The organism is Legionella feeleii, assembly GCF_001467625.1.
In the GTDB taxonomy this organism is placed as follows: domain Bacteria; phylum Pseudomonadota; class Gammaproteobacteria; order Legionellales; family Legionellaceae; genus Tatlockia; species Tatlockia feeleii.
Window position 1 is genome coordinate 38,667 of record NZ_LNYB01000009.1, and the last position, 20,188, is coordinate 58,854.

Below are 20,188 nucleotides of genomic sequence, written 5' to 3' on the forward strand. Positions count from 1 at the left end.
ATTAGGGGCACTATTGTCGCTCAGAAGCTTCTATTCAGCAAGTTAACAGCGTGCTTGTTGTAATAATTATGCACAATAATGAGCTTTTGTGGAACAAATAGTAGTTAAGTTCATTTAAATTTTACTTTTTGGTTATTTTTTGCGATTATTTTTGGGTTTAACTCATTTTCGGGGTTTTATGACAGTAGCCGTGTTGCGACACATGGGTTCGTTAATTGGAATTGATCAACTACCTGTTACGAGTCCAGGGGATAACGAAACCGTTAATTGGGAATTTGATAAAGAGCTGGCCAAGCAGCCCGCCACGTTCTTTCATCCAATGATCACGAAGCATCTTGAGCTGAGCGTGGCGTATAGCGTACTTTGCACACGCCTTCTCCATGACTTCAGTCGCCCCGGTGTTAGCAAAGCTGAACTGGTTGAGCAATTGGTTGCTGCCCTGATGATGGCCGAATTATTAACCCCCCTTTATCGTGATTTTTTGGGTGAATGGCATGAGGTTTCGCGCCTGCAGAATGAGAAAAAGGTTTTTCGGGACTTATTAGCGACGCAAAATTATTCGTTTGGCGCATCAGATGACAAAGCGATTGTCTTGTCTTCCTGGTCTGGCCAGCGTGTACGGGGCGCAACCCCCAATTGGAATTTCCCCCGTTTGATGTTTGGCCGCAGCAGGCGTTTGTTTACCACCCTGGTACCAATAATAAAGGACTTTGAGTTAGTCCGTGATTACCTGATAGAGTCTAAGTTTGGCCGTAAAGTGGCAGCCCTTGACCCTTACCTGGGAGTAGTTGTCAGTCACGCTTCCTGGCTGTTTTTTGCACCGAGATTAACCGTAAATTCTATCGTTTTGTTAAATTTTCTTGTTCCTAGCTGGTGGACAGCGACAAAGGACAAAAGAATGGGATTGTGGTTGGGGTTTCTGGGTCAATTGCAGCAGCGCTGGTTTGAATTAGGCAATGATTCCCTGTGGATGACATCAGGGTTACTAAACTGCTTTGTGCTGACTGGGCCTTTGGCACCTCTCGGTATCTATGTGACTCTTAGCCTCTTTCTCTTCGATGTCCTTTGGGCCCGTTTACGAGCCCGCATTGAACACAACCGTTTAACCGGTCAGCAACAGATCTATGACAATATGGCCCTGGACATGGGCGGTGAACAAACTAGAGAGTGGCTGGAGCTGAAAAGCTATCGTGAGCACTTTGCCCAACGAGTAGATTTTGAAGACAGGCGATTGTTTGTCACGCTGGTTAACACCCAGATGCTGATGTTTGGGATGTGCTTCGCCTTCCCTGCTTTCGCAGCGACCCCGCTTCTTCCCTTTCTCGGTGCTTTGATCGTATTAACGACTACATTCGTGGTTAATCGACATGTCCAGGGCTTGGGGCAGCAAAGGCCTGTTGACCGAGTCATCGCGTTGAGTGATAAAAGTGGTAAATCAATTTATGAAACCGGACTAACCTTGTTTCGTCCTAGCGAGCCTACAGAGCCGCCCAAGAATACTGGCTTAGAGGAGGAAGTCCGCAAAGGTATGGGAAAGTTTATTTCTAATGAGAAAGGAATGTCTCATTCAAATAGTGAGCCTCACTTTCCAGTTAGTCAGTCCCCCTTGGCAAGTAGCGACCCTACCATCAGGTATGATTCACCTAACTCCTCGTTCATGTAAGAGCATGGAGGTTCAATACGTTCAATGCTATCCTTAGGGCTTTGATAGCATTGAGGATCTTTATGTCAACCGTTAGTTTGCCACAATTTACTTCTCTCGATCCGGCGAGTTTTGTGAACCGCCTTGACACGCTTCTACAAGATAACCTTCAGCAGATAAATACCCTTTTGGCGCAAAATAATTCCCACTATACCTGGGATAATCTGATGCGTCCGCTGGAAGACATGGATGATGTTCTGGAGCGCTTTTGGTCGCCTTTATCCCATTTGCACGCCGTCGTTAATTCCAAAGCACTGCGAGAGTGTTATCAAGCCTGTTTACCCAAGCTTTCCGCTTACGAAGCAGCCATTGGCCATAACCATGATTTATATGATGCGGTTAAGTCTCTAGCGAAAGACCAATTAGATCCTGTCCAGCAAAAGATCGTTGAAGATACCCTCCGTGATTTTGAACTGGCTGGGGTTGCTTTATCGGCAGAAAAGAAACAACGTTTTGAGGCGATCCAGACACGCTTGTCCGAATTATCCAATCAGTTTGAAAACAATGTCTTGGATGCTACCCAGGCATTTAGCCTGCACATCAGCGATGAAAAGCGTGTGGCGGGTTTACCAGAACATGCCTTGCACACGGCTGCTGAATTAGCCGCCGAGAAAGGATTATCCGGTTGGATGTTTAATCTTGAAATTCCCTGCTATATCGCCATTATTACTCATGCCGATGATCGCGCCCTTCGCGAAACCTTTTATGAAGCGTATGCCACACGGGCTTCCGAACAAGGCCCCCAGGCTGGAAAATTTGATAATAGTAACGTCATGAAGGAGATTCTGGCTCTGCGCCATGAGAAAGCCCAGCTCTTAGGTTTTGCCAATTACGCCGAATTATCACTGGCGACCAAGATGGCTGAATCACCGAAACAGGTCCTTGATTTTTTAACGGACCTATCAATTCGCGCCCACCATCAGGCAGAAACAGAGTTCCAGGCGTTGCAGGAATTTGCCGAAAAAAACCATGGCTTAAGCAAGCTTGAACCTTGGGATGTCACCTATATCTCCGAGAAAAAAAGACAGGCCCAGTATGCGATTTCACAAGAAGAGCTACGCCCCTATTTTACCCTTGCGAAAGTGATGGAAGGTTTATTTACTATCATCAATAAGCTTTATGGCATGAAACTGGAAGAAGTAAAAGGGGTTGATATCTGGCATCATGACGTCAAATGCTATCGCGTGTCGGATGAGAAAGGACTGGTACGCGGTTATATCTATGTTGATTTGTTTGCCCGCCAGCACAAACGGGGCGGCGCGTGGATGGATTCCTGCCAAAGCCGGCGTAAACTGGCTGACGACAGTATTCAACTCCCCGTTGCTACCTTAACCTGTAATTTTGCCAAGCCGGCTGGGAAAAAAATGGCGACCCTGTCCCATGACGAGGTTTTAACCTTATTCCATGAGTTTGGCCATTGCTTACACCACGTATTAACCAAAGTTCATTATCTCGGTGCTTCCGGTATTAACGGCGTCGAATGGGATGCCGTTGAACTGCCCAGCCAATTTTTTGAAAACTGGTGTTGGGAACAAAAAGCCCTGCAATTATTAACGCAGCACGTCGATAGCGGCGAGCATTTGCCCGATGAGCTCTTTGAAAAATTACTGGCGGCTAAAAATTTCCAATCCGCCATGGCGATGATGCGCCAGTTAGAGTTTTCCCTGTTTGACTTTCGCATCCATCTGGAATTTACCCCACGTACGCCAGATTTTATCAGTGAAACACTGGCTGAAGTTCGCCGACAAACGACGGTTGTGCCGATTGCGCCTTACAATCGTTTTCAACACAGCTTCTCCCATATCTTTGGCGGCGGTTATGCGGCCGGTTATTACAGTTATAAATGGGCAGAAGTCCTCTCCAGTGATGCTTTCGCGCGCTTTGAAGAAGAAGGCATCTTTAATACCCAGGCAGGACACGATTTCCTTCATTTCATATTGGAAGCCGGAGGATCGAAGAAAGCCGCCGATGCTTACCATGGTTTCAGAGGCCGTGCAGCGACTGTCGATGCCCTTCTGCGCCACAATGGCATTAATCCCTGATAAAAAGCACCTGGCTTGTAGAACAACAAGCCAGGCCTTTTCCTGTGAAAATAATTGAGTCGAGTTGGACTAGTCCCTTGTGTTCTGTGTTATAATAAAAGTGTACAAAAAAAGGGGGCGACCTGGTTTCGACGTGGGTTGCGAAACCTGATGTGCATGCCGAGAATGAGAACTCTCGTAAATCAGACTCACTAAATATAAATGCAAACGATGAAAACTTTGCAGGTGAAGCTATCGCTGCGTAAGCTTTGATAGTGTAACCGCACCGTGCGCTGCCATAAAACCAGCGCCCCGTTGACCGAGCTTGCTTACCGGTATCGAATCAACGGTCATAGAAGATAAGCTCGCATCTTGGTCCGTCCCGCATCAAGGTGTTAAATCAAGGGAATCGCCGTGTACCATCCTGCCTGTCGGAGGGGCCACGGTTAACTTAATAGACAAGGCTACGCATGTAGAGCTGACGGCAGAGGATTTGCGGACGCGGGTTCGATTCCCGCCGCCTCCACCACTTACTAATCTTAGATGTTCCTGAAAAGTCCTTTTAACCCTTGTAAACACTAGATTTTACGAGGTTAGGCTTCCTAGCCGATCCCAACAATTCCCTTGATGTCCTGCTATATCTGTTGGTACTATCGTTGGTATTTTCGATACCAACACTATGTGATACCAACAAAATGAAATTAACTCTTCCAGATGTAAAGAAAAAGAGAGAATTGGACAAGCCCTTAAAGCTTTCCGATGGCCAGGGATTATTTTTACTGATTCAACCAAACGGGAAAAAATATTGGCGCTACTCCTATCGTTTTGACGGAAAACAGAAAACGCTCGCATTGGGGGTGTTTCCTGAAGTAAGTTTAGCTGAAGCACGGGATTTACGAGAAGAGGCCCGTGCTTTGTTAAAAAAGACGAAAGTCGATCCCGGTGAGCATCGCAAAGCTCTAAAACAGGCGCGAACAAGTCAGGATATGGATAGCTTTGAAGTTGTGGCTCGCGAATGGTTTGCTAATCAGTCCAGCGTATGGGTTCCTACCCATGCAGATAAAATCATTCGTCGTCTTGAACGCGATATTTTTCCTTGGCTTGGTGCCAGCCCTATTGCATCGATTACCGCACAACAGTTATTAATTGCCGCACGACGTATCGAAGAGCGTGGTGTTAAAGAAACAGCTCGGCGAGCCTTGCTAAATTGTAGCCAGGTATTTCGCTATGCCATAGCAACAGGAAGGGCTGAACGTGATCCGGTGCCTGATCTGAAGGGAGCACTTCAACCGGCCAAAACCACTCATTTCGCAACCATGACCGAGCCTAAAGCAATAGGGGAGTTATTACGGGCTATAGATAACTATCATGGAAGTTTTGTAACCAAATGTGCTTTACAGATTGCACCAATGGTATTTGTGCGACCTGGTGAATTGAGGGCGGCAGAATGGTGTGAGATCGATCTTGATACTGCGGAATGGAATATAAAAGCTGAGCGTATGAAAATGCGTGTTGCGCACCTAGTCCCTTTGTCGAGACAGACTGTTTCTATATTAAGAGAGCTTTATCCTCTAACTGGTCATGGCAAATATGTGTTTGCAAGCGAACATACCAGTGCCCGTCCAATGAGTGAAAATACGCTTAATTTTGCGTTTCGTCGGATGGGATTTGCCAAAACTGAAATTAGTGCACATGGTTTTCGTGCAATGGCTCGCACAATTCTTGATGAAATTTTGCATATACGACCGGACTATATTGAACACCAACTTGCTCACGCAGTAAGAGATCCTAATGGGCGAGCATACAACCGCACCTCACACTTATTAGAACGTAAAGTCATGATGCAGAAATGGGCGGATTATTTGGATGGTTTAAAAAGCCAAAATTAATAACAAGGAAGATTAATGAACGAATTAAAGGAAGTAATGCATAATTCTCCAAGAGAAGTGGAAGTCTCTCAAAGAAATAACCACGAAATAACTAGCTGTTTATTTTTCTTGGCACTAAAAGGCATCTTGAAAACTAATCATATAGTTTCCACATTAAAAACAACTTTGACAAAAGTAATTATGAATACGTTAAAGAATAATCCCTCCTTGCGTGATTTAATTATATGGAATTTTGTTAAATTACCATTAGCACAATATATGCTAAAGGAAGCAACCACGCACATCGAGTCTGCCAATTATGAAGCACTGACTAGATTTCCAGAAGAAATTAAAGTGTGGGCATCAATGCAAGTTCAAAGAGATCTGGATGAACGTAAATGGCTCGAACCAAAACGTAAAAGCCAGCAGTTTGCAGTGGAAGCGAAGAAAGAAATTACAGCTGAACGAAACGCTATAATATTACAATTTGCTAGCGACATTGGCTTAGAAAATACCATCCTTACCCGTGTTGATCTTTATGATGAAATAAGGACGAGGATACTCAAAAGCAAAGATCTTAATATATTAGAAACATTCACTAATAGTAATGGAGGGCAGTTTATCCCTACTGTCCGAGCCATCCGAGCCATTCTCTCGAAAAAAATTCAATAATAGTTGGCAGAATCCTTCTGATTCTGCCAATTACATAATTTAACTTATGTATTCCCTATGATTTTTAAGGAATACAAATGATAAACAATACCCTCCAAGTCTTAATTCGCCGTAAAGAAGTTGAGAGACTTACCACATTATCTCGCTCCAGAATTTATGCACTGATGCAACAAGGCATATTTCCGAAACCAATTTCACTAGGAAAAATGTCTGTCGCGTGGGTAGAATCAGAAGTGCAAGAATGGGTTGCTGCACGTATTGCAGGCTGTCGTAACACAACGGAGGTGCTTAAATGAAAAAGCCCACTTCCAGGAAAGAAAAAGCAGGCCATGAGAACGCCGCCGAGTATAATCCCAAGAGTAAGCATCTGCAATCTGTAATTATACAAGGCTCTGCATGTCAATATATCAGGCTTTATAATAAGCAACTGAAAATAGATGTTCCAATAGATTCAGATACCGAAATACTTGGTGCAGGCGCATATTTTCCTCCTTTCATATGGGGAAGAGAAATAGATTGTCGATGCCTTGGGTTATGGAGCGATGTACCCGAACAGCACAAACCTGATTACGAGATCGAGGATTTATCCCCATTAGTTGAGTTTTTTCGATTAGGGGGACATTTAAAATGAATCGGATTAACAATCGCCCATACTTGCAGATTATAACTTTTTGTGGTGAAGCTTATCATTATTTAGAAGATCATTATTGCCGTTTCAATATAGTTGCATATCCTATTTTTATATCACCTGACTATCAGGCTTTAATTGGTGCAGGAGCTTATTTTTCTCCCTTTACGCTGGCTGATATAGATTGTAGATGTGATGGGTTATGGGATGATTTAATTAACGAAGCAAAAAGCATAATTTTTTCAAAGCAATGTGATTTAACACCAATAGTTAAATTTATGCAGATGGGAGGCATAGGATATGGATACCCTACCTACCGCGTATAATGCTTTAATGCAGTATCCTCAATTTATAGTTTGTAGGTACGTACCCAAAGGAAATAAGTACGATAAGATACCAATTCATGCTGGAACACTATCACCCTGTAATGCACATAACCCCGTAAATTGGATGACAGCCGAAGAAGCCCTACTCAAGGCAAGTCTGCTAGGCCCAGAGTATGGTATAGGTTTTGTATTTACAAAAGATGATCCATTCTGGTTTGTGGATATAGATGATTGCCTGGTAGATGGTGCCTGGAATGCATTAGCAATAGAAATATGTAATGAACTTAAGGGAGCTCTCGTAGAGATATCGCATTCAGGCAAAGGGCTGCATATCATTGGAACAGGTAAGGCCCCAGCGCATTCATGTCGGAACGATAAATTAAAGTTAGAATTTTACACCCAAGATCGATTTGTGGCTTTAACTGCTATTGGCGTTAGTGGTGATTCGGGAGTTAATCTTGAACATTGCATACATCTCATTACAAATAGATTAAAAGCTCCTGTAATAATAAATCAGAACTGGACAAACGAATCTGAGACAACATGGAGTGGCCCCCTTGATGATGATGTACTCCTGGAAAAAGCATTGAAGTCACAGTCAAGTGCGACTATTTTTGGTAGCAAAATTTCATTTAAAGAATTATTCAATGCCGATACTGATGCATTAGTAAAAATGTTTCCTGATCCTGGGCGTGCTATAGGATACGATGAAAGTAGAGCGGATGCTTCGCTTGCACAACATTTAGCTTTTTGGGTTGGTAACAACTGCGAACGTATTGAGCGGATAATGTCACGTTCTAGATTATTTCGTGAAAAATGGAAGCGTGAAGATTATCTTCAACGAACAATTCTCTTTGCGTGTGCAAATCAAAAAGTTTTTTTACAGGATACGAAATCCAATATTGTTAATTCGGGTGAGTTATCACAGTTCTCCCAAAGCGTAATGCCTTCAAAATTTGCGGTCATATCCGCTGTAGAATTTGCATCAATTAAGACTCCTCCCTGGATTATTAAAGGAGCTCTTCCACTCGCTGAGCTTGCTATGGTTTTTGGAGCATCGGGTAGTGGTAAGTCATTTCTGGTTCTTGATTTGGCATTTTCAATTTGTCGTGGAGTTAAATGGTGTGGCCACAAAGTACGTCAAGGTCGAGTCGTTTATGTAGCTGCTGAGGGCTCCGGGGGATTAAGTAAGCGTTTGGTAGCATATGCGAGTCATCATAAGATTGATTTAAGTTCGCTACCTTTAGATATTATTACAGGGGTACCAAATTTTCTTGGACAGGGTGATCCCATTGAATTGGGTCGGGCAATTGGAAAAGCTACACTGATTGTGCTTGATACACTTGCCTGCATTGCTGCTGGTGGGGACGAAAATTCAAGCTCAGATATGGGTAGTGTACTCACTCAATGTAAATTACTTCATGCATCAACGGGCGCATTAATTATGCTTGTACATCACATGGGTAAAGATTCAAAAAGAGGTGCACGTGGGTGGTCTGGTTTACGAGCTGCTGTTGATGCTGAAATGGAGGTCACACGCTCTCCGAATGGATTTCAAATGCGCATTACAAAATTAAAGGACGGTGAAGATGGAAAAGCATATGATTTTAGATTATTACCCATAGAGCTTGGTATGGATGAGGATGGAGAGCTACAAAATAGTTGTGTAGTTGAACATATTGGTTTTCAGAATCAACCAGTTAAGGCCCTCACAGGCTTATGGGAGCAGCATATGATGACAGTTATAGAGAAACTTGCTAATGATGGTAAAGTAGCAGAAAAAGACGTGGTGGAGTATGTCATTGGTATGATGCCCCAACCGGAGGGTAAGCAACGTGATCAACGAAAAACAACCGTAACCCGGACGAAAAATAATTTGGAAAAAAAAGGATATTTTTCTGTTAGGGATGGAGTGATTTTTACTTCGGTTAATGCACACGCAGCGACAATCTTTGGAGGAGTCGCACATACTTCAACCATGCTACATGCTTCATCTCCTTAGAGAGATGTAGCATAAGTAGTAATAAATGGCTGCTACACGTGCTACACGGATACTACATGTAGCACGTGTAGCATAAATATTTATTGGTAAACGGTATAAATTAGCGAATTATTATTCGTAACCGTAATTATCCTGTTCATTATGGTTAACGACTATGTACGAAAAAAGGGTTAACGTGCTTGTAAAAAACAAGACAGGAGCAAGCTATGACATTTAAAACGGGTCAATCAGGAAATCCAAAAGGTAGAAGCAAGGGAACACTTAACAAGCGTACCGAATTTGCAAAATTACTAGACCCTTACGGGGGTGCATTAGTGGCGAAAGCAATTGAGCTTGCGTTAGGCGGTGATGTTACGGCGTTACGTCTTTGTATAGAACGGTTAATACCTAAAATAAATCGTGAGTCTACGGGAATTGAATTCCAAAAAAATACTACTAAGCTAAAAGAGGAAATATTGCATGCGGCATTGGATGGTCGTATCAGTATAGGAGATGCTGAAAGATTAAGAAATTTAATTAATGCTGATACGGGCAAAAAAACTACCCCTCTCAGCATTAATACGACTTGCCCAATAGAGGCGGCGAAAATTTATCAACAAATTATGAGGAGCAATCATATTTTATAGTTTTTTATTTTTTAAAAGTGAACTGCTAATCAGATAAAGGACAAGACCTAATAGCCCACCGCCAATTGCGAATATAAAAACCAATAAAACTCCTCCAAATCCAGCCCCTACAGCTCCCGCTCCGCCGAGACTATCATTAGCCTGAGATATCGACGTGATTGTATAAATAATTACACATAGAGGAGACAGCCAGCATTCATAGGCTGCATACCTGAGAAACTTACCAAAGATATTTTGCCCGCCATTCCTCCAGACGAAATGTAGCAAAAAGAGTATAACGCCTATAAATATCCAGGCAGAAGATGTTTCTTGTACTTCTTCCATGCCATTTAGGATGCTTACAAGAAAGTAGAACCCCACTCCGAGTATTAGTGCCGGAATTAAACTGAGAAAAGTGGCTTTCAAATATTTGTTCATTTTAACCTCAAAATTGATTCGTTTTATGCGTTTAACTATGCTTAAATTTTTCGACATTAATTCCCCGAGTTTTTAACTCGCTAGAAACTTCAATAATTTGCTGTTTCATCAAATCCTTACCATTAATTTTTTTGTTACTTATAACGTGAATTTCGTTGAGACATTTTTTCTCGTCAGCGGTAGTAAAACATGCTGATGTATCAGGTAACATTCTTGCGAGAGCTATTAACGGTATTGGGGAATAGACAGTGAGTGTGGATTTAGGTTCATCACCTTTTAGAAGAGATGTAATCATGGATTTAATTTCGACAACTCTTTTTTGAGCATAGTCACTGGCGAATTGGCAGTCACTAAAAATAGGTGTGCCTATAGTTGCCCCCTGACCTTTGCATACTAAATATATTTTTTGTTCTTTTTTTAGTGTTGCGATTTTTGGAGTATTGCCTTTTTGAAAGTGAGCTTGTGGTAATAAGAATGGATTTACACCATATAAAGAAAGATAAGGAGTATTACCTAATCCACTGTTGATACTTTGGACTTCCCCTGAAATAAATAATAGTTTTTTGTAATACTGCTGATCAGCCGCAACCTGATTATTATTATAATCCTGTGCAATCTGTTTGACAGATGCAGATATCAATTCGTCTTTTAATAAGGCAGCATCACCTTTTGAAAAGGCCTCAATATCTTCTTTGAATATAATATTCAAAATGGCTAATTCTTTGTTAGACATAATATAGCCCTTTGATGCAGTAGACTTATTGGGTTTTTTTATATCTCTGGTATTAGTAAAGATGCTAATCACCAGGATACTTGCCAATATAACTGCAGCATATTGTAATATTTTAGTTTTTTTAAATACTAAATTGATTGCCTTATTCATTGAGCACCTCAAGTAATTATATAAATCAGCTAGATTTCACAAAGATATTTCCTCAGAAAAATCTTCTTTTTAACAAATCCCTGTTTATTATTATTTGATTGTATGTGTAAGGTTTTTTGGTACGCAGAATTTTCTGATCGGATTTACCAAATGATGTTGACTGATTAATAGCTCTAATTTGGAGCTAAACAAGCAACTCACCGCACTATACACCATGTATCATAATATGTATAGGATTCCTAAGTATCTAGAGGGTGTAAAAACTTAGATTCTCTAAGCTTGTAATATATTTTTGCGAGCTTGAAATGAATGATTCTCCTTTATGTAAAAGACTTAAGGAAGCACGTCTAGCGGCAAATTTCTCTCAGAAAAAATTAGGTATTGAGGCTGGCATGGATCAGTTTTCTGCAAGCGCTCGTATGAATCATTATGAGATGGGCAGACATACCCCTGATTATTCAACATTAAAAAGGATAGCAACGGTACTAAATCTACCTGTGGCTTATTTTTATGCTGAATCAGATGAACTTGCTGAGTTTATTAAGGTTTTTAACAGATTAAAAAAAGAAGAAAGGATTAACGAACTTTGGGAATTAATGAGTAAGAATTTTTAATAATAAAACGTATTCCATTTATTATTGTTCAAATAATAACATTATATATGCGAGGAATATTTGTGCCATAATGACAGATAAATTCCCTGATAATGGATAATAATAAGATGGAAAACCAACCAGAATATAATAATTTTTCAGAGCTTCGAGTCAAAAGTGGTCTTACAATTGCGGAAGTCACAGATTTTTTAGGTATATCAGAAAGTACCGTATATCGTTGGGAGCGAGGTGAGACACTGCCCAAAAAGGGAATCATTAACCTTATGATCTCAAAAACAAAAGATAAAAATATTACCTCCCCAGATAACATGTTCAGATTTATAGATCTTTTTGCTGGTATCGGAGGATTTCGCAAAGCTTTTGATGAGATTGGTGGAAAATGTGTATTTACCAGTGAGTGGGATAAGTATTCTCAGCTTACTTACAAAGCGAATTATCACTGTGATCACGAAGTTGCCGGTGACATTACAAAAATAGAAGCCCATGAGATTCCCGCCCATGATGTTTTATTAGCCGGATTTCCATGCCAGCCATTCAGCTTGGCTGGAGTCAGTAAAAAAAATAGTTTAGGGCGTCAACATGGTTTTTCGTGCGAAACTCAAGGAACACTCTTTTTTGATGTCGCTCGCCTTATTGATTATCACCGTCCTAAAGCTTTTCTACTTGAGAATGTGAAAAATCTTGTTAGTCATGATAAAGGAAAAACTTTTCAGGTTATCAAAAAAGTTTTAACAGAAGATCTTGGCTACCATATTAAATGGAAAATTTTGGATGCAAGAGCATGGGTGCCTCAACATCGAGAGCGAATATTCATTGCTGGTTTTATTGAAGATACAGGTTTTAATTTCGATGACCTTGATATACCGGATATAATAACCCACCCCAAACTGTCAACAATATTGCATACTCAGAATGGATTGGAAGATCCAGAACCACCTTATACTCTTCCTGAAAGTGCTCAGGTTTCAGATAAATATACTCTTTCAGATAAATTATGGAATTATTTGCAAGCTTATGCAGAAAAACATCGTGCGCAGGGTAATGGTTTTGGCTTTGGTCTTAATACACCAGATAATGTAGCTCGTACCCTATCAGCCAGATATCATAAGGATGGCTCTGAAATTTTAATTTATCAAGGCACGGATAAAAATCCAAGAAGATTAACTCCCAGAGAGTGTGCAAGATTAATGGGATTCGACTCTCCAAAAGAGAAAAAATTTAAAATCCCTGTTTCAGATACGCAATCTTACAGACAATTTGGAAATGCTGTTGTTGTCCCAGTGGTTAAAGCGGTAGCTCAACATATGATGCCTCATATTAATACGCTGGTCACAGCGAATTTTAAAGAGACCGCACTCGAGAATGCCTGACATCGTAAATAAATCCAAACGCAAAGAGATGATGGCCGGTATTCGCAGTAAAAATACACGGCCAGAACTACTGATTCGGCAACAATTATTTGCCAGAGGTTTTAGGTATAGACTCCATAGAAAGGATTTACCCGGCAAACCGGATATCATTTTAAAAAGATATAATGCTGTAATTTTTATAAATGGATGCTTTTGGCATTGTCATAATTGCCACTTATTTAAATGGCCACAAACCAGACAAGAATTCTGGGAAAAAAAGATTATGTCTAATACACTCCGAGATGGAAAAAATTATGCATTACTCAAAGAAAATGGCTGGCGAGTGCTTGTTATATGGGAGTGCTCGTTAAAAGGGAAATTCAAGCAGGATCTCTCTCATCTTATGTCAAAAATTGAACAGTGGATATTTAGTGATTCAGAATATGATAATATTCAGGGAATCTATTAACTATATCCTGGATATTACATTGATTGACACGCTGGACAAGCTGACATCTTTAATGAAAGAAAATAATGTCAGCAGATTATATGCCAAGGTTCTGGCTTCAAATGATAACTCTAAAAATCAGATCTATCTCGGGGGCGATTATTCGTCTTTAAATATCATACCCAATCTGGGGGTATATGCTGATGATAGTAAAGGAAATCAGGGAAGTAAGCACGACCGCTTCAAAGCAAATATCTTATTTTCGTGGATTGATGAAAATGGAATATATCTAGCTCCAAAAGCACAACTAATATTCTACCCTCAATATCCAGAGGTTAGGCTCTCTGGAATATTAATGGGCTGCAAACAATCGCCATCAAAAATAATCGCTTCAAGAACAACTGGAAGAATTTTATTTTTTGGTGTTACAGAAGATAAAAAAATTATCTCTTATGCTGCAGACCAAGGGAGTCCATTAGCAAATGAATTAACTCTTTCTTTATCCAAGTATGAAAAAACGGGCGTATTTCATGAAATTCTGTTTGATAATTATGATAGTAAAACATCCAGAATTTTATTACTTGATACATTGCGAAAAATTCATCAAAAAGGATGGATTGATTCTAAAAGGTTAAGTCGAGGGGGTATCCTTCTGGAGTGCAATTCAGGTAATTGCGGAGGATATACTCTTGAGGCAGAGTTAGGGATTAATCCAAATGGAATAGCCGGCCCGGATTTTCATGGGTGGGAAGTGAAACAGCATAATGTCAGATCATTCGATAAACCAGGTTCTTCGAAAGCAATTACACTCATGACTCCTGAACCAACAGCCGGATTTTACAAAGAGTATGGGGTCGAACAGTTTTTACGAAAGTTTGGTTATAAAGATAAACATGGTCGTGAAGACAGAATTAATTTTGGTGGAATTTATAGGTGCAATACTCGCGTAATTTCCACAGGATTAACAATGGTGCTTGAAGGTTTTAATAGTACTTCTTCTAAAATAGAAAATGTAGATGGTGGTATCCATCTTATTAATGATATGAACGAAATTGCCGCAGTATGGAAATTTGAAGATATGATGACTCACTGGAACAGAAAACATGCAAAGTGTGTTTACATACCCTCTCTCTGCAGAACAGAACCGTGCCGGCAGTATTACTTCGGGAACATTATTCAATTAGCCGAGGGAACAGATTTTATTATATTTTTAAAAGCTATTGCGTCTGGAAAAGTTTATTATGATCCCGCTATAAAATTGGAAAAGGCTTCTACAGCGAAACCTTTACAAAAACGAAGAAGTCAATTCCGAATCAAAGCAGGCGATATCAATTCAATGTATCATAATGTTGAAAATCATAACCTTTGCGATTAATGTGCGATTAAGGTAGCGCACGCGGCCAAAATTGTACTCCTCACTAAGCTTTGGCTCTATCTAAGTTCTTGACATTGATATACATACACTTACGTCAGTAACCAATCTTCCGATGCTCTAAACCAGCGTTCTGTAGCACATCCTAAATAAATAGCTTATTTTTTAATCAAGCCACGTTTTTTAATTTAATATGTTTGATTTGTTTATAAGGAGTCATTGAGAAATTATGTCCCTAAAATATATAAAAACAAATTATTGATTGACATCGTAACACCATAATGGTTATATGTATTTGTGTTACACCATTGTGGTGTTTTTTTAAAAGGATTTATTCAAATGACTGCAAGTAAAGAAAAACAATCTAAATTCATAGAACTCACTCCAGAAGATATTAGACTTATTAGAGAAAGTTTAGGGTTATCTCAAGCAGAGGCGGGAGAGTTAATTGGAGGCGGACCACGAGCCTTTTCTAAATATGAAAATGGAATTATTAGACCTGCATCTTCAATACAGATATTACTAAGATTATTAAAAGATGATCCCAGCGCTATAAACAGAATAGCTGGACGAAAAATAGTGCCTATTGATAATGATAGCTTGTTGCCATTTGAATGTTCAAAAGAACACATTGCCGCACTTAATCCTTATAAATTTACTCAACTGATAAGGCGGCTTCTGAATGCTGAAGCACATAGCAATAACATTCAGAAAGATGGTATACACGTAGCTTCAATCATTACTGCACCTGATGGTGGAGAGGACGCTAGAATAGAATGGTCCGGCGGTCCAGAGCATACCAAATATCTTCCTTCTCGATTATGTCAATTTCAACTGAAAGCAACAGATATTAATTCAAAAAAAGCTGGAAAGGATGTTTTGACTTCCGCTGGAAATGCTCAACCTATGATTACAAGTGTTCTGGAGGCAGGCGGTGCCTATATTATGCTTTGCGCTCGTGCATGCACAAAACGCAAAATACAGGAATGTCAGGAAGAAATAATTACCAATTTATGTGCGGTTGGTTTAAATGCATCCAATACAAACATTAAATTTCTTGATGCGGATCAAATCGCCAATTGGGTCAATAATTATCCTTCTGTGGCAACTTGGGTACTAGAGCAAACACACACTAATATTGCTGGACCTTTTCGAACTTTGGAACATTGGGCTGGCAGGTATGAGTATAATTCAATTTGGGTTACTGACTCTCGACTTATAGAAATTCAAAAAAGATTACAAGCATCGATCAGTATACCGCAAAGTGTAATCCGGATAGTGGGACCATCTGGGATTGGTAAATCAAGGCTTGTACTTGAGGCACTTGGTTCTTTTGATTTAGAAAATGAAGATAACAGTTCGTTTCAAAATTTGGTATTGTATGGAGTGGAATCAGAGATTGGATCTCAAATTGTAAAGCAAATTATTCAAAATTTGGTTGATATAGGAACGAGATTAGTAATCGTTGTCGATCAATGTGTTGAGGAGACACATCTTGATTTGGTATCTATAGCTAAGCGGTCTGGAAGTAAAATTTCTCTTGTCACTATTGATTATGAGATACCCAATAATTACCAGTTTTCAAACGATATAGTCTTGGTAGGTACTGCTAATTCTTTAGTAATAGATGGTATTATCAAAAATATTTTACCAAATCTTCCTGCAGAAGATCACCAGCGCTTGGTTAAATTTTCTAATGGATTTCCTCAAATAGCTCAGTTGATTGCTTCTACCTGGAATAGAAATACATCTATTTCTTCGGCCAGCGATAGTATCCTTATTGAAAAAATCATTTTAGGACGGAATCCTCATCGTCCTGAATTACTACAAATAGCTGCACAATTACTTAGCGTGTTTGGGCTTTTAGGAATCAAAAAACCTCTTGATAGTGATCTTAAAGAAATAATAGTGTTGGCTCATAATTACACGATTGATGATCTATATGTTGCTTTTGAAAGTTTGTGTAACCGACAGGTAGCACAACAACGTGGCCGTTTAATTATACTTCAGCCAATACCTGTTGCACTTAATTTGGCTGAAAAGCAGTGGAACCAATGGAGTCAAGATAATTGGGACGAAGTACTAACTGGCTCTTTAAATAAAATTCTTCGAAAACGCGCTGCAAGACAACTTGCACTTCTTAATACAACCCGAATTGCCAAAGATGTCGTGAAACATGTATGTCGTTTTGATGGTCCGTTATATTCATTAGAAAAAATATCTTTAGATGGAAATATGGAGGTTTTATCATGCCTAGCAGAAGTGGACGCAGAAGTTGTGGTGACTGTATTAGATAATGTAATAAATTCTTTGAGTTTATCTGAAATCCAGCTAATACCCATCGAAGTGCGTCGGTATTTAATCTGGGCACTTGAAAAAATAGCTTTCGTTGAAAATACCTTTGAAGACGGGGCAAATCTACTGCTCAAATTAGCTCTTACTGAAAATAAGTTTAGTGGAAATGATGCCACTACTAAGTTCAAATCCCTTTTCCCTGTCAGTTTAGCTAATACAGAGACAGGCCCAGAATTAAGATTGCAATTTCTAGATAATATTTTAACAAGTAGTGATTCGAAACAACTTTTATTAGCAACGGAAGCATTACTGGAGGGTACTAAAACTGATTCTCTCTTCCGCTGGATTGGGCCAGAAATACAGGGTAGTCGTCCTGTATTAAAATCCTGGGCACCCGCCTGTTCCGACGAGGTGTTGGGTTATGTAAAAGAATGTGCAAATAGAGTAGTGAGGTTAGCTATACGAAATGATGAAATTGGTGAACGAGCAAGATCTGGATTGGGTAGCCAATTTAGAATATTTATTCTCAGAGGGTTGATTATTGAGGTAGAAAAATGGGTAGATGAGGTTTCAAAAAGTCATTCTTATTGGCCTGAAGCTTTAGATTCTCTTAACGATGCCCTTAAATATGACCTCAATACGAATGATAATGAAAATTATACTTCAGTTAAGAACTTAACTGCCAAGCTTGCTCCATCCAACATAAATGATCGCCTACGTTTTCTTGTAACAGAAATGCCTTGGGATTATCCTGCAAATGAAAAGCTGGATTTTGAAGAGCGTTCTAAGCGGCAAATCGAAACTATTGAACAGCTTGTTAGAGACTTAATGCATCATGAAGTAATTTTATTACAATTTTTGCCAGAATTAAGCTCAGGCTCTCAACGCATGGCAGTATGGTTTGGTCGAGCTCTTGCCAAATATGTACAAGACTCTACTTTGTGGGAAAGGCATATAATTGGAGCTATTGAGTCTGTCGTTCCGGCTAATCGAAATTTTTCTCTTCTGGCAGGATATTACGCTACCCTCGCTAAAAAAGATCCGCACGCTTATGAAAAATTTAAACAACGAGCCTCAACATCTCCTGACTTGGCTCCTGGCCTGCCATTAGTATTTTGTGTGGCTGGTATTTGTGAGCATGACATTATATTAATATGTAAACTATTGAAGGATTTGATAATACCTTCGTTTGCAATCCATCAATGGGCTTATGGTGGCGTTCTTTCAAAATTATCTCCTAAAACCGTAGCGTTATTGTTTGATCAGTTATTTAAAATGGATAGCCAATATTATTTTGTAGGCCTTAACTTAATGAGCATGTACACTCATGATCAAAAAGTTCGTTTGGAAAACTTACGACCTCAACTTATTAATGCTGCTGAATATTTAGGCCAAAAATTGAAAACTCAAAGCAGTTTTCAACGAGATTCATTTGAGTTTATTGAAATGATAAAATGGCTTCTTCTGAAAGGTGCTCAGGATACAGATGCACAAGTTGTTGCAAAAACTCTTGCCAAGCATTTAGTTATCAAAGAAACAGGGTTGATAATTGATTTTATTAAACCATTGCTGCCAATATTATTAGCAGATTTTTCACAGATCGTTTGGCCAATCATAAGCAAGACAATCATTTCTGATAAAATAAATGCCTGGCATTTGGAGCTGGCTCTTGGTAGCAATCTGTCGTTTGATAATAGCCACAATCCACCGATATTAAGTCTTCCAAAAGATATGTTATATACGTGGTGTCACGCCCATGGCAGTGTTGGGGCGGCTTTTATTGCAAGCATAATACCGGTTCTTGAAAATCAAAAATCTGATATATCAACAAAATGTGAGTTTCACCAAATTACTAAATGGCTGATAGATGAGTTTGGTGAGTATGATGACGTATTAAGAGCATTAGATAAAAATATGCATACTTTTAGTTGGTCTGGAGCACCAATAAATTATTATATTCGTTACGAATATCCTTTTACTCTTATTAAGAATCATCCTAAGGGGAAAGTGCGACAATGGGTGAAGAGAACTTTAACTAATCTTAAATCCCAGATTGATTCCGAATCCATTAGAGAAGAGGAGCAGGGTGTTGCCTGGGACAATTAAAATCAGGCTTTGCTGATTTATTGATTTAAACATGCCCACGCTATTTTTTGTTCAATGAGTCGCGTGGGCTTTAATAATCATTGTGAATGAAAGAGTCTTGTTATTAACAAATGAGCAGTATCTTTCAATATCAAAAATATTTGTTGGTACTTTTGTTGGTACATTTAAAATAAACCAAAAATTTCATCAATAAAATCAACACCACAGGAATTGAATTCAATTCCCGCCGCCTCCACCAAATTAAAATTCATTTCTATCTTTCATGTAGGTTGGGTCGCGACCCAACATTCGAGTGAATTTAATATCCCCAACTCAAATCTTTCAACGTAACCAAATTATTCCCGAGAGAACAGCTAGTAGACTTGATGTAGTGAAACGGAATCAAGGTTTCATACTGTAAAAACCTTGGTTACGCCTTTGGCTGCACCATGGCTACGCTTGCTTGATGAGCGTAGGCTGGCATTTTGCTTATAATGTGAAACTGATAATCTTTCTCATCCCCAGAAAATTCGAGCATGCCTAATTCACATAGATGGTTACAAAAGGCATGCACGGTTTTTTGTAGTGATGGCGTATTGTCAAAAAAATCAGGAGGCACAAGCTCAGGATGGTACCTACTAAATTCTTGTAATCTTTCGATACAGCGAGGAACATTGCAATAAAGTTTAATATGACCTACAACTTTCCTAACACAAAAATATGGCTCACGATTACTATTGCAGATGAATGAATGGTAAATTGACGTGGTCTAATAGATTTAGACACCCCAGTGAGTTATGCTCGAATCTGGTGTATGTGAAAAATAAATTAGGTGGCGTATCCTGTTGATTGTTCGCCAAGAACATAATCAACAAAAGGA

The 20,188-nt window shown here is 39.5% G+C and carries 16 protein-coding genes and 1 other RNA gene; 15 read left to right on the forward strand and 2 right to left on the reverse strand.

The features are described 5' to 3' along the window. Positions 1-139 precede the first annotated feature (139 nt). The 10 genes from Lfee_RS01245 to Lfee_RS01285 all read left to right on the forward strand — a co-directional run bounded on the left by Lfee_RS01245 (position 140) and on the right by Lfee_RS01285 (position 9,845). A complete protein-coding gene (locus Lfee_RS01245; RefSeq protein WP_064088317.1) occupies positions 140-1,663 on the forward strand; it encodes a hypothetical protein in 1,524 nt (507 codons plus the stop codon). 62 nt (positions 1,664-1,725) lie between these two features. Continuing rightward, the gene (locus Lfee_RS01250; protein ID WP_058443469.1) at positions 1,726-3,744 is read left to right on the forward strand and encodes a M3 family metallopeptidase; all 2,019 of its coding nucleotides are present in this window, start codon (positions 1,726-1,728) and stop codon (positions 3,742-3,744) included. Between the two features lie 113 nt (positions 3,745-3,857). Next, positions 3,858-4,252: a transfer-messenger RNA gene (gene ssrA, locus Lfee_RS16500) on the forward strand. 166 nt (positions 4,253-4,418) lie between these two features. Further along, positions 4,419-5,612, forward strand: coding sequence for a tyrosine-type recombinase/integrase (locus tag Lfee_RS01255; protein WP_058443470.1), 1,194 nt, complete (start codon positions 4,419-4,421; stop codon positions 5,610-5,612). 15 nt (positions 5,613-5,627) lie between these two features. Continuing rightward, a complete protein-coding gene (locus tag Lfee_RS01260; RefSeq protein WP_058443471.1) occupies positions 5,628-6,263 on the forward strand; it encodes a hypothetical protein in 636 nt (211 codons plus the stop codon). 77 nt (positions 6,264-6,340) lie between these two features. Further along, positions 6,341-6,559: a helix-turn-helix transcriptional regulator gene (locus Lfee_RS01265; protein ID WP_058443472.1), complete on the forward strand. Its 219-nt coding sequence runs from the start codon at positions 6,341-6,343 to the stop codon at positions 6,557-6,559. Beyond that, positions 6,556-6,894, forward strand: a complete 339-nt coding sequence (locus Lfee_RS01270; protein WP_058443473.1) for a hypothetical protein — start codon at positions 6,556-6,558, stop codon at positions 6,892-6,894. Before Lfee_RS01265 ends, Lfee_RS01270 begins: the two co-directional genes overlap by 4 nt. Further along, the gene (locus Lfee_RS01275; RefSeq protein ID WP_058443474.1) at positions 6,891-7,217 is read left to right on the forward strand and encodes a hypothetical protein; all 327 of its coding nucleotides are present in this window, start codon (positions 6,891-6,893) and stop codon (positions 7,215-7,217) included. The genes Lfee_RS01270 and Lfee_RS01275 overlap by 4 nt, the downstream gene beginning before the upstream one ends. A gap of 124 nt (positions 7,218-7,341) precedes the next feature. Further along, entirely contained in the window at positions 7,342-9,219 is a 1,878-nt protein-coding gene (locus tag Lfee_RS01280) for an AAA family ATPase (RefSeq protein ID WP_162262656.1), read from the forward strand. 206 nt (positions 9,220-9,425) lie between these two features. After that, entirely contained in the window at positions 9,426-9,845 is a 420-nt protein-coding gene (locus tag Lfee_RS01285) for a DUF5681 domain-containing protein (RefSeq protein WP_058443476.1), read from the forward strand. On the opposite strand, the gene Lfee_RS01290 is transcribed toward Lfee_RS01285, so the two are convergent. Together Lfee_RS01290 and Lfee_RS01295 are read right to left on the reverse strand one after the other, a co-directional pair. Beyond that, a complete protein-coding gene (locus tag Lfee_RS01290) occupies positions 9,840-10,319 on the reverse strand; it encodes a hypothetical protein (protein ID WP_058443477.1) in 480 nt (159 codons plus the stop codon). The genes Lfee_RS01285 and Lfee_RS01290 overlap by 6 nt on opposite strands. After that, on the reverse strand, positions 10,294-11,145 hold the full coding sequence (locus tag Lfee_RS01295) for an OB-fold protein (RefSeq protein WP_058443478.1): 852 nt from the start codon (positions 11,143-11,145) through the stop codon (positions 10,294-10,296). The genes Lfee_RS01290 and Lfee_RS01295 overlap by 26 nt, the downstream gene beginning before the upstream one ends. Before the next feature lie 305 nt (positions 11,146-11,450). On the opposite strand from Lfee_RS01295, the gene Lfee_RS01300 reads away from it, so the two are divergent. From Lfee_RS01300 to Lfee_RS01320, 5 genes are all read left to right on the forward strand, one after another. After that, positions 11,451-11,759 (forward strand): helix-turn-helix domain-containing protein, encoded by a 309-nt coding sequence (locus Lfee_RS01300; RefSeq protein WP_058443479.1) that lies wholly within the window; start codon positions 11,451-11,453, stop codon positions 11,757-11,759. A gap of 107 nt (positions 11,760-11,866) precedes the next feature. Continuing rightward, entirely contained in the window at positions 11,867-13,129 is a 1,263-nt protein-coding gene (gene dcm, locus Lfee_RS01305) for a DNA (cytosine-5-)-methyltransferase (RefSeq protein WP_058443480.1), read from the forward strand. After that, positions 13,122-13,577, forward strand: a complete 456-nt coding sequence (locus tag Lfee_RS01310; RefSeq protein ID WP_058443481.1) for a very short patch repair endonuclease — start codon at positions 13,122-13,124, stop codon at positions 13,575-13,577. The genes dcm and Lfee_RS01310 overlap by 8 nt, the downstream gene beginning before the upstream one ends. Positions 13,578-13,596: 19 nt before the next feature. Further along, positions 13,597-14,931 (forward strand): MvaI/BcnI family restriction endonuclease, encoded by a 1,335-nt coding sequence (locus Lfee_RS01315; RefSeq protein ID WP_058443486.1) that lies wholly within the window; start codon positions 13,597-13,599, stop codon positions 14,929-14,931. Positions 14,932-15,267: 336 nt separating this feature from the next. Beyond that, a complete protein-coding gene (locus Lfee_RS01320) occupies positions 15,268-19,329 on the forward strand; it encodes a type II TA system antitoxin MqsA family protein (RefSeq protein WP_058443482.1) in 4,062 nt (1,353 codons plus the stop codon). The last annotated feature ends 859 nt before the right edge of the window (positions 19,330-20,188 follow it).

Coding starts and splice junctions, on each gene's coding strand:
- Lfee_RS01265 (WP_058443472.1), top strand. CDS start 6,341: ATGATAAACAATACCCTCCAAGTCTTAATTCGCCGTAAAGAAGTTGAG.
- Lfee_RS01310 (WP_058443481.1), top strand. CDS start 13,122: ATGCCTGACATCGTAAATAAATCCAAACGCAAAGAGATGATGGCCGGT.
- Lfee_RS01320 (WP_058443482.1), top strand. CDS start 15,268: ATGACTGCAAGTAAAGAAAAACAATCTAAATTCATAGAACTCACTCCA.
- Lfee_RS01255 (WP_058443470.1), top strand. CDS start 4,419: ATGAAATTAACTCTTCCAGATGTAAAGAAAAAGAGAGAATTGGACAAG.
- Lfee_RS01295 (WP_058443478.1), bottom strand. CDS start 11,145: ATGAATAAGGCAATCAATTTAGTATTTAAAAAAACTAAAATATTACAA.
- Lfee_RS01300 (WP_058443479.1), top strand. CDS start 11,451: ATGAATGATTCTCCTTTATGTAAAAGACTTAAGGAAGCACGTCTAGCG.
- Lfee_RS01250 (WP_058443469.1), top strand. CDS start 1,726: ATGTCAACCGTTAGTTTGCCACAATTTACTTCTCTCGATCCGGCGAGT.
- Lfee_RS01270 (WP_058443473.1), top strand. CDS start 6,556: ATGAAAAAGCCCACTTCCAGGAAAGAAAAAGCAGGCCATGAGAACGCC.
- Lfee_RS01285 (WP_058443476.1), top strand. CDS start 9,426: ATGACATTTAAAACGGGTCAATCAGGAAATCCAAAAGGTAGAAGCAAG.
- Lfee_RS01275 (WP_058443474.1), top strand. CDS start 6,891: ATGAATCGGATTAACAATCGCCCATACTTGCAGATTATAACTTTTTGT.
- Lfee_RS01260 (WP_058443471.1), top strand. CDS start 5,628: ATGAACGAATTAAAGGAAGTAATGCATAATTCTCCAAGAGAAGTGGAA.
- Lfee_RS01290 (WP_058443477.1), bottom strand. CDS start 10,319: ATGTCGAAAAATTTAAGCATAGTTAAACGCATAAAACGAATCAATTTT.
- Lfee_RS01280 (WP_162262656.1), top strand. CDS start 7,342: ATGACAGCCGAAGAAGCCCTACTCAAGGCAAGTCTGCTAGGCCCAGAG.
- dcm (WP_058443480.1), top strand. CDS start 11,867: ATGGAAAACCAACCAGAATATAATAATTTTTCAGAGCTTCGAGTCAAA.